This window comes from Klebsiella sp. Ech2A (assembly GCF_030078455.1).
GTDB classification, from domain to species: Bacteria; Pseudomonadota; Gammaproteobacteria; order Enterobacterales; family Enterobacteriaceae; genus Klebsiella; species Klebsiella terrigena.
The window spans coordinates 1-8,853 of sequence record NZ_JAQGFU010000183.1 but is presented as its reverse complement, the minus strand read 5'-3'; the positions used below and the strand labels follow the sequence as shown (position 1 = coordinate 8,853).

The following is an 8,853-nucleotide window of genomic DNA, read 5'->3' as shown; positions in this document are numbered from 1 at the left end:
GCCGCGGCGGGATTGCCGCGCAAGGAGAGGGCTATTGTTTCAGGCGCCAGGGGAGCACGATGCCGATAGGGGCGGTCATCATGATGCGGGCAAGCAGGAAGGTGAACCGCATGGCGCCGCCGATGGCCGACGCCGGAGCGTGAACGAGGTCCTGCGTGCCGGCGGCAAACGAAAAAACGCTTCCCATTACCGCCGCGCCGGCGATCAGCCCCATATTCCGCGCAAGGCTGAGCAGTCCTGAAACAGTACCCTGCTGGCCCGGCATCGCCTCGAGCAGCGCGGCGGTATTGTTGGCGGCCTGAAAAAGCTGGTAGCCGGGGGTCAGAACCATAACCGACAGCACGTAGCCGATAATGCCCGTCCGGTTCGGCAGCTCTGCCAGCATAAAGGCCCCTGCCGTCAGCAGGATCAGCCCCACGTAGAGCGTGCGGCGGGTTCCCCAGCCGTCAACCAGGCGGCCGGCCGGCACGCCGCAAAAGATAGAGACCACCGGGCCGATGGCCATCACGCAGCCCACTTCCGCGGTGCTCAGATTAAGCGCGCTGCCGAGATAGAACGGCCCCACCACCAGGGTAGCCATCATCACCGCGGCCACCAAAAGATTGACCAGCAGCCAGGGCGCCAGACGCCCGATCGGCACCGGACGCTGGCCTGTTTGCGCCTCGCCGCGCGCGCGGCGATCGGCCGGCAGGACGATAAACACCAGCAGCAGTGCCAGGCAGGCGATCGGCTGCTGAACCCAGAAAATGCTGCGCCATCCCGCCCAGGCTATCAGCAGCCCGCCGAGGGAGGGACCGAGCGCCGTACCCAGCGCCGAGGTGGTTCCCAGCAGCCCCATCGCCCGGCCGATGCGATCCTTCCCGGCGGCCTGTCTCATAAGGGCCATGCTTAGCGTCATCAGGAAAGCGGCTCCCGCCCCCTGCAGCGCCCGGGCCGCGGTTAAAAACCACAGGCTGGCGGCCAGGCTACAGAGCAGTGAGGTCGCGATAAACAGGCCGAGCCCGACCATCAGCATGCGCTTCAGCCCCCATCTGTCGCCGAGGCGACCGGCAGCGAGCACCGAGATCGTCAGCGCCGCCAGATAGACGGTGACCACCGCCTGCACCTGCGGGAAAGAGGCGTAAAAGGCCGCGGCCAGCGTGGGCAGCGCAATGTTGGCGATGCTGGTGCCCAGCGAGGCCAGCAGCATACAGAGCGCGAGCGCCGCCGTTATTGCCGCCTGTTTGTGTGTTGCGATCGGTAATTCCACCTGTGCCATAGCCTTGCCCTCTTGCCGGAAATTCGGTTCAGGCGCATGCTACGACTTCAAGTCGAATTGAGGTCAAGCATGAAATTTCTGGATATCGGTGAAGTTTCGGCCCTGAGCGGGATCAGGCCCTCGGCGCTGCGCTACTACGAAGAGATCGGCCTGATCGCGTCGATTTCACGGCACGGGCTGCGCAGACAGTTTCCGCACGACGTGCTTTTGCATCTGAAGCTCATCACCATGGGCAAAGCGGCGGGCTTTTCGCTCGATGAGATCGCGAGCATGTTCGGCAAACAGGGTTCTCCCGACCTTCCGCGCGCCGGGCTTCACCAGCAGGCCGACCGCATCGACCGCCAGATCCAGCAGCTCACCGCCCTGCGCGATACGCTTCGCCACGTCGCCGACTGCCCGGCGCCTTCGCATATGGAGTGCCCGACCTTCAGGCGTCTTGTTGAGCTGGCGGGGAAAAGCGGCGCCAGGGCGGCAAAGAAAAAAGCGCCGAGCGGCCGCTCGCTGAAGCGCCCCGGCTGACGGCGAAACGAAAAAAGCGCCCGCAGGCGCTTTTATTTTTACTCTCCGCTCGGCACCGGCTTTACCCGGACGCCGACCAGGACAATGACCATCGCGCTGAGCAGCAGCAGACCGCTGCCGGTGAAGACGCCGCTGGCGCCGGTGATGTCGAACACCGCCCCGCCGCCGGCCGCCCCGGCGCTGATGGCCAGCTGGATGGAGGCAACCAGCAGCCCCCCGGCGCTTTCGGCCTCATCCGGCACCGTGGTGGCAAGCCAGGTGGACCAGCCCACCGGCACCAGGCCAAAGGCGAAGCCCCACATGGCCACCATCAGGCCGTCAAGCAGCGCCAGATGGCCGAAGGTCACCATCATCAGCGCCAGAATGCTCATCGCCAACGGCACCATCGCCAGCGTCATGCGCAGGCTGCGGGCCAGTAAATAACCGGCAATCGAGGTCCCGACAAAGTTCGCCAGCCCAAAGCCCAGCAGGATCAGCGAAACCCCCTCCACGCTCGCCAGGGCGACGGTTTCCAGAAACGGCCGCAGGTAGGTAAAGAAGGCGAAATGGCCGCTGAAAATCAAAATGGTTGCCAGCATGCCGCCCAGCATCCCCGGCCGGCGCAGAACCTTAAACAGCGTCGCAAAGCTGCCTGCGCTTTCCGGACGCATGGAGGGCAGAACCCACAGCTGCCAGAACAGGGCCACCAGGCTCGGCAGCGCGCAGATGATAAACACGTTGCGCCAGCCGATCATCCCGCCTAAATAGCTGCCCAGCGGCGCGGCCACGACGGTCGCTACCGATACGGCGGAGAAGATGATGGCCAGCGCTTTGGGGACAAACGCGGCGGGCACGAGGCGCATAGCGGTCGCGGTGGACATTGACCAGAACCCGCCGATGGCAATCCCCAGCAGCAGGCGGCCGAGGAGTAAAAACGCCAGCGAGGGCGCAAAGGCGACCATCATGCTGGAGATGATTTGCAGCAGCGAAAAAAACATCAGCACCCAGCGGCGATCGATATTTTTGGTCGCCGGGGTAATGAGCAGCCCGGTCACCAGCGCCACCAGTGCCGTCGCGGTCACCGCCTGCCCCGCCATCCCTTCACTTACGCCCAGGCTTGTCGCCATCGGCGTTAACAGACTGGCGGGAAGAAACTCTGCAACAATCAGGCCGAAAACGCCCAGCGCCAGCGCATAAACGGCCCGCCATGCGGGTTTGGCGTTTAGCTGGCTCTCATCGGCTACAATGCAGGAACTCATATACATCTCTCCAGAACAGTTAACAATCCGACACAGCTTAGAAACTTCTCTTCGGACGATCTATGATGCATACTCTGCCATTATTGATTATTCGTCCGGGAATAGCGTTATGACCCATCAGGCCATCGATCTCACCAGCGAGCTGCTGCGCGGCATGCGCCTTTCAGGCGTCAACTACCGGCGCATTGAGTCCGGCCGCCCGTTCGGGGTGGCGTTCAGCTATGTGCCAGGCAAGGCGCAGTTTCACTTCATCAGCCGCGGCCCGGTTGTGCTGCGCATGGCCAGCGGGCAGCAGCTGGCTCTGGAGAGCGGCGACGCGCTGTTTATCCCCAACGGCGACGGCCACGCGCTGATGTCCGACGCCGGGGCGCAGATCGTCAACGTACAGCAGCTGCCTACCGAGCCGGTGTGCAGTACGGTGTGCTGCATCAAAAACGAGAGCCCGCAGCCGTCGCAGGACAACGCCATTATTTTCAGCGGCTGTATGGACTTTGAGCTCGGCGGTATGCAGCCGCTGGTCAAGGCGATGCCGGAGGTGATGATGGTCAGCAGCCTGCTGAATACCCGCCCGGAGATCCAGCCCCTGCTGGCGGCGATGGAGCGAGAAACCCTCACCCGCCAGGCGGGCTATGCGGGGATCCTCGCGCGGCTGGCGGACGTGGTGGCGGCGCTGATCGTTCGCGGCTGGGTTGAGTGCGGCTGCGGCAACGCCACCGGCTGGGTGCAGGTGCTGCGCGACCCGAAGCTGGCGAGAGCTATCTACGTGATGCATCAGCAGCCCGGGGTGAACTGGAAGGTTGAGGACCTGGCCCGCGAGGCCGGAACTTCGCGTTCGGTATTTGCCGAGCGCTTTCTGGCGGCGACCGGCACGACGCCCGCGCGCTATCTGACCGAATTACGCATGCGGCTGGCGGTTCAGTACATCTCCCATGAAGGCCAGGCCCTGGAAAAGGTGGCCTTTAAGCTGGGCTACAGCTCCCATGCCGCATTTAGCCGCGCGTTTAAGCGTATTACCGGCCAGGCGCCCGGCGCCCTGCGCGCTATTTCACCCGGGGAAGAGATATAGGCAGAATATCCCCCCCGTTTTTTGGCAGCTCGGCTGAATTATATTTGCTCAATTCGCCGGTTAATATCACTATGGGGCATGCGCGGTGCGCCCAGGATATATCAGGATAGCTAACAAAAACGTGAGCAGAAAAAACAGCCGCCGCCGACCGCGGAAAACGGGAAGCCGCAGGCCGCGGCAGAGTAAGGTCCGCATCGTGCATCCGGCGGTGCTTTTTATTAAGCGTCCGGAGTTTATCGGTAAGCTGGCGTGTGGCGCTCTGTTCTTCGGTATTTTTATTTACAACTTATACGATACCGTCGGCTGGCCGCTTATTGCGCTCGGCTGGGTCTCTATTTTGCTGTATCCCTTTGCGAAAAAAGGGGCTGACGATACGCTGCTCCGCCTGACCTCAGCGCGCGTGTTTGAGGTTATTGATGGTCACCGAATTGGCGCGCTATATCTTTTTATCGTCATGCCGCTGACGCTGCCTTTAGCCGCCGGCTATTTTATTTATCACACCGTGAAGTGGCGGCAGATGCGCAGGCAGGCAGGCGTCGTCTATCAGCAGGAATAACCATGAACTTTGATGAGAAAAAAAGCCGCGCCTTCGCGCTCATGGCGGAGCGAAATATGAGGCGGAGTGAGTACGTTCCCCCGCTATACCGCCTGTTATGGAAAGCCGGCTGGAAGGTCCCGCCGCCGGTATTCAACCCGTTCTGGAGCAACTTCCTGCTTTCCGCAGCGGGCTTTAGCCTGCTCATCATCCCGATTATGCTGCTCCTGAACTGGCGCAGCGTACCCGATGAGTGGCCGCAAATTCTGCGTAATTGCCTGCAGATGGGGCTGATTTATGGCCTGCTGGATGCTGGCCACCATTTTATTCGCCGCAAAGCGAACAGGCTGCCGGGCTGGAATAAGCTGGTCTGAGATCGCGCCGTTCCCCCTCAGTGCAGAGCGGGAACGGCGGCAGGCTACTGCCGTTCTTTCTTACTTTGCCAGTTCGCCCACGGGCCGTCGGTCGGCATATCCTCCCGCTCATCGGCAATATCTTCCAGGCTATCAATATAGAGTTCTTCCACTTCCTTGCGCGCCCAGGGCGTCCGGCGCAAAAACTTCAGGCTGGATTTGACGCTGGGATCGCTCTTAAAGCAGTTAATATTGATGCGCTTTGCCAGCTCCGCCCAGCCATATTTCGCCACCAGTACGTTGAGTAACGCCTCAAGCGTGACGCCGTGGAGGGGATCTTTTGAAGGCTGCATAATGTCCTGTCCTGAAATACCTGAGAAATTGCGCACACCATACTGACTCCTTTCGCCCCGCGCAACTCGCGAGGCGGACTTAGCGCGCTATCGCCCTTATCTACTATTCGCAAAAGCACTGACCCCCCGACGGACATAAATTAGAAAAGAAGGTTATTGGTTGATTATTTTCGCTTAGGGCAAGCTGTGTTTGACCACCTGACTGAGGAAATGATTATGCGCTGTTGTTGTCCCCGAACCCTGAATCTGAATAGCCAAAAATATACGCACACCGCCTTCGGAGAACACAATGAACGCAACCACGCTGCCGATTCTCGATCTTGCGCGCTACGCGGATCCCGCTGAGAAATCCGCTTTTCTTACCGACCTGCGCCACGCCGCGCGCGATATCGGCTTCTTTTACCTGATCAATCACGGCGTGGATGACCAGCTGCAGCACAGCGTGCAGCAGCTCTCCCGCCGCTTCTTTTCGCTGGCCGATGCGCAAAAGCAGCCGGTGGCCATGATTCACTCCCCGCACTTTCGCGGCTACAACCGCGCCGCGTCGGAATTGACCCGCGGCCAGCCGGACTGGCGCGAACAGTTCGATATTGGCGCCGAGCGCCCTGCTTTAACCCTCGGCGACGATGCGCCGCGCTGGCAGCGCCTGCAGGGGCCTAACCTGTGGCCGGACGCGCTGCCTGAGCTGAAACCAACGCTGCTGAGCTGGCAAAGCGCGATGACGCAGGTCGGTATTACCGTGCTGCGCGCCTTTGCCGAAGCCCTGAATTTACCCAATGACGCCTTTGATACCCTCTACGGCCAGCAGCCCAACGAGCATATCAAACTGATCCGCTACCCCGGCCAGCAGGAGACGCAAAGCAGCCAGGGCGTTGGCGCGCATAAGGATTCCGGGTTCCTCAGCTTTTTACTCCAGGATGAGCAAAAAGGGCTGCAGGTTGAAGTCGCGCCCGGCCGCTGGATCGATGCGACCCCGCTGGCCGGCAGCTTCGTGGTCAATATTGGCGAACTGCTTGAGCTGGCGACCAATGGCTATCTGCGCGCGACGGTGCATCGCGTCGTTTCGCCGCCGGCGGACCAGCAGCGCCTCTCTATCGCCTTCTTCCTCGGCGCGCAGCTCGACGCCGTGGTTCCGGTCTACACCCTGCCGCCTGAACTGGCGCAGGAGGCGCTCGGGCCGGATAGCGATCCGCAGAATCCGCTGCTGCGGGAGGTGGGCTGGAACTACCTGAAGGGGCGCCTGCGCTCGCATCCGGACGTTGCCGAACGCTACTACCAGGATGTGTTTCGCGAACGCGCCGAACAACTGATCGTTTAAACATAACAATAAAGGAAAACACCATGAAAAATGCCGCTTTCAAACTGGCAGGGGTAGCACTGTCTCTTTCTCTGGCATGGTCCTCGGCGCAGGCCGCCGCGCTGCGCGTCGCCGCTGACCCGGTACCGCATGCCGAGATATTGAATTACATCAAGAAAATCGATCCGAGCCTCGATCTGAAGATCGTTGAGCTCACCAGCGGGGTGAACGCCAACGAGCTGCTGGCAAACGGCGACGTGGATGCCAACTATTTCCAGCACGTTCCCTATCTGAAAGATCAGGAGAAAGCGCTGGGTAAAACCTTTACCGTGGCGGCAACGGTGCATATTGAACCGCTGGGTATTTACTCGCGCAAACATAAAGATTTCAAATCCCTGCCGGAAAACGCCACCGTCGCGGTGCCGAATAACACCACCAACCTGAGTCGGGCGCTGTTCCTGCTGCAGAGCCAGGGGCTGATTAAGCTGGCGGCGAAATTTACCGACCCGGCCACCACCCTGGCCACGCCAAAGGATATTGTGGAGAACCCTAAGCATCTCAAAATTCTTGAGATTGAATCACCGCAAATCCCCCGCTCCCTCGACGACGTCGACCTGGCGGTGATTAACGGCAACTATGCGCTGGAAGCGGGACTGACGCCGGCAAAAGATGCGCTGGGTCTGGAAAGCGCGGCGCATAACCCCTACGCCAATATCCTCGTCACCAATCCGTCCCTGGCCAACGATCTGCGGATCAAGCAGCTGGCGAAGGATCTGACGTCGCCGCAGGTGGCGGAATTTATCCGCAAACAGTACAACGGCTCGGTGATACCGGTCGCGCCGCAGTCATGATCGAGGTGCTGGGGCTGAGTAAAACTTATGCCGGAACGGGCCGACCGGCGCTCAACGATGTCTCGCTGCACGTCCCTAAGGGCGCCGTTTACGGCATCCTTGGGCGCAGCGGCGCGGGCAAAAGTACGCTGATACGCTGTCTGAATCTGCTGGAGCGGCCCACTGCGGGCCGCATTATTGTGAACGGACATGATATTACGCAGATGGACAAATCGGCCCTGCGCGCCTATCGCCTGCGCACCGGTATGATCTTCCAGCATTTTAATCTGCTCCATGCGCGCAGCGTCGCCGACAACGTTGCGGTGCCGCTGGAAATAGCCGGGATGGCAAAGGCCGCCCGTCGGGCCCGGGTAGAGGAACTGCTCGACCTGGTAGGGCTCAGCGATAAGGCCGAGGCCTTTCCCTCCCAGCTTTCCGGCGGGCAAAAGCAGCGCGTAGGGATCGCCCGGGCGCTGGCCGCGCGGCCGGACGTGCTGCTGTGCGATGAAGCGACCAGCGCGCTGGACCCCGAAACCACCGCTTCGGTGCTGGCGCTGCTGGCGGATATCAATCAGCGCCTGCATCTGACCATCGTGCTGATCACCCACGAGCTGGAAGTGGTGAAAACCTTGTGCGATCACGCCGCGCTGCTGGAAAAAGGAGAAATTGTTGAAAGCGGAAAAATTGCCGATCTGCTGGTGGCGCCGTGGTCAAAACTGCGTCAGTCGCTGCTCCACGATCCGCAAACGGAGCGCGACTTTCTCGCCCGTCACGGCTTTCACGGGAGGCCTTTATGCGGAGTAGCATGAGCTGGGAAGATCTCTGGCCGCTGCTGGTAGGCGGCACCCTGGACACCCTTTATATGGTCGGGCTGGCGGCATTTTTTACCGTTCTGCTCGGGCTCCCGACCGGGATTATCCTGTTTGTCTCGCGCAAAAACGGCCTGCTGCCGATGCCAAAACTCAACGCGCTGCTGGGGGCGGCGATCAATTTCGGCCGCTCGCTGCCGTTTATTGTGCTGCTGATTGCCCTGATCCCGTTTACCCGCCTGATTATCGGCACCACCCTCGGCAGTACCGCCGCGGTGGTGCCGGTCACCATCGGCGCCTTTCCCTTCTTCGCCCGGCTGACGGAAAATGCGCTGGACGAGGTGGACTACGGGCGGATTGAGGCGATCCTGTCGATGGGCGGCAACATCTGGCACGTAATTTTTAAATCGCTGCTTCCGGAAGCGCTGCCGACCCTGCTGGCCGGCGTGACGCTGACGATCGTGATGCTGATTGGCTTCTCGTCAATGGCCGGGGTGATCGGCGGCGGCGGATTAGGCGATCTGGCGATCCGCTACGGCTACCAGCGCTTTAATAACGAGGTGATGGTGGGCACGGTACTGATCCTGGTGGCAAT

11 protein-coding genes are annotated in these 8,853 nt (G+C 61.0%); 8 read left to right on the top strand and 3 right to left on the bottom strand.

What is annotated here, in order from left to right; genetic code table 11:
- Positions 1–31: 31 nt before the first annotated feature.
- Positions 32–1,258 carry an MFS transporter gene (locus PFH44_RS22175; RefSeq protein WP_283826161.1) on the bottom strand — a complete coding sequence of 409 codons (1,227 nt, stop codon included), beginning with the start codon at positions 1,256–1,258 and terminating at the stop codon, positions 32–34.
- Between the two features lie 69 nt (positions 1,259–1,327).
- Between PFH44_RS22175 and PFH44_RS22170 the strand changes: the two genes are divergently transcribed.
- Positions 1,328–1,777, top strand: coding sequence for a helix-turn-helix domain-containing protein (locus PFH44_RS22170; RefSeq protein WP_045858182.1), 450 nt, complete (start codon positions 1,328–1,330; stop codon positions 1,775–1,777).
- Between the two features lie 38 nt (positions 1,778–1,815).
- Here the strand turns inward: PFH44_RS22170 and PFH44_RS22165 are convergent, their stop codons facing one another.
- Positions 1,816–3,015: an MFS transporter gene (locus PFH44_RS22165; RefSeq protein WP_283826160.1), complete on the bottom strand. Its 1,200-nt coding sequence runs from the start codon at positions 3,013–3,015 to the stop codon at positions 1,816–1,818.
- 109 nt (positions 3,016–3,124) lie between these two features.
- On the opposite strand from PFH44_RS22165, the gene PFH44_RS22160 reads away from it, so the two are divergent.
- From PFH44_RS22160 to PFH44_RS22150, 3 genes are all read left to right on the top strand, one after another.
- The gene (locus PFH44_RS22160; RefSeq protein ID WP_283826159.1) at positions 3,125–4,081 is read left to right on the top strand and encodes an AraC family transcriptional regulator; all 957 of its coding nucleotides are present in this window, start codon (positions 3,125–3,127) and stop codon (positions 4,079–4,081) included.
- 121 nt (positions 4,082–4,202) lie between these two features.
- Positions 4,203–4,637 carry a hypothetical protein gene (locus tag PFH44_RS22155; RefSeq protein ID WP_283826158.1) on the top strand — a complete coding sequence of 145 codons (435 nt, stop codon included), beginning with the start codon at positions 4,203–4,205 and terminating at the stop codon, positions 4,635–4,637.
- Between the two features lie 2 nt (positions 4,638–4,639).
- Entirely contained in the window at positions 4,640–4,990 is a 351-nt protein-coding gene (locus PFH44_RS22150; protein WP_045858188.1) for a DUF6404 family protein, read from the top strand.
- A 44-nt stretch (positions 4,991–5,034) separates the two neighbouring features.
- Here the strand turns inward: PFH44_RS22150 and PFH44_RS22145 are convergent, their stop codons facing one another.
- Positions 5,035–5,322 (bottom strand): VF530 family protein, encoded by a 288-nt coding sequence (locus tag PFH44_RS22145; protein ID WP_045858189.1) that lies wholly within the window; start codon positions 5,320–5,322, stop codon positions 5,035–5,037.
- 289 nt (positions 5,323–5,611) lie between these two features.
- Between PFH44_RS22145 and PFH44_RS22140 the strand changes: the two genes are divergently transcribed.
- The 4 genes from PFH44_RS22140 to PFH44_RS22125 all read left to right on the top strand — a co-directional run.
- The gene (locus PFH44_RS22140) at positions 5,612–6,640 is read left to right on the top strand and encodes an isopenicillin N synthase family dioxygenase (protein ID WP_045858193.1); all 1,029 of its coding nucleotides are present in this window, start codon (positions 5,612–5,614) and stop codon (positions 6,638–6,640) included.
- A 23-nt stretch (positions 6,641–6,663) separates the two neighbouring features.
- Positions 6,664–7,470: a MetQ/NlpA family ABC transporter substrate-binding protein gene (locus PFH44_RS22135; protein ID WP_283826157.1), complete on the top strand. Its 807-nt coding sequence runs from the start codon at positions 6,664–6,666 to the stop codon at positions 7,468–7,470.
- On the top strand, positions 7,467–8,258 hold the full coding sequence (locus PFH44_RS22130) for a methionine ABC transporter ATP-binding protein (protein WP_076947518.1): 792 nt from the start codon (positions 7,467–7,469) through the stop codon (positions 8,256–8,258). Before PFH44_RS22135 ends, PFH44_RS22130 begins: the two co-directional genes overlap by 4 nt.
- The coding region (locus tag PFH44_RS22125) for a methionine ABC transporter permease (protein ID WP_283826156.1) at positions 8,255–8,853 on the top strand (599 nt) is incomplete at its 3' end. The genes PFH44_RS22130 and PFH44_RS22125, both read left to right, overlap by 4 nt.

Excerpts from the sequence above, each read along its gene's own strand:
- PFH44_RS22175 (WP_283826161.1), bottom strand. The coding sequence starts at position 1,258 with ATGGCACAGGTGGAATTACCGATCGCAACACACAAACAGGCGGCAATA.
- PFH44_RS22170 (WP_045858182.1), top strand. The coding sequence starts at position 1,328 with ATGAAATTTCTGGATATCGGTGAAGTTTCGGCCCTGAGCGGGATCAGG.
- PFH44_RS22165 (WP_283826160.1), bottom strand. The coding sequence starts at position 3,015 with ATGAGTTCCTGCATTGTAGCCGATGAGAGCCAGCTAAACGCCAAACCC.
- PFH44_RS22160 (WP_283826159.1), top strand. The coding sequence starts at position 3,125 with ATGACCCATCAGGCCATCGATCTCACCAGCGAGCTGCTGCGCGGCATG.
- PFH44_RS22150 (WP_045858188.1), top strand. The coding sequence starts at position 4,640 with ATGAACTTTGATGAGAAAAAAAGCCGCGCCTTCGCGCTCATGGCGGAG.
- PFH44_RS22145 (WP_045858189.1), bottom strand. The coding sequence starts at position 5,322 with ATGCAGCCTTCAAAAGATCCCCTCCACGGCGTCACGCTTGAGGCGTTA.
- PFH44_RS22140 (WP_045858193.1), top strand. The coding sequence starts at position 5,612 with ATGAACGCAACCACGCTGCCGATTCTCGATCTTGCGCGCTACGCGGAT.
- PFH44_RS22135 (WP_283826157.1), top strand. The coding sequence starts at position 6,664 with ATGAAAAATGCCGCTTTCAAACTGGCAGGGGTAGCACTGTCTCTTTCT.
- PFH44_RS22130 (WP_076947518.1), top strand. The coding sequence starts at position 7,467 with ATGATCGAGGTGCTGGGGCTGAGTAAAACTTATGCCGGAACGGGCCGA.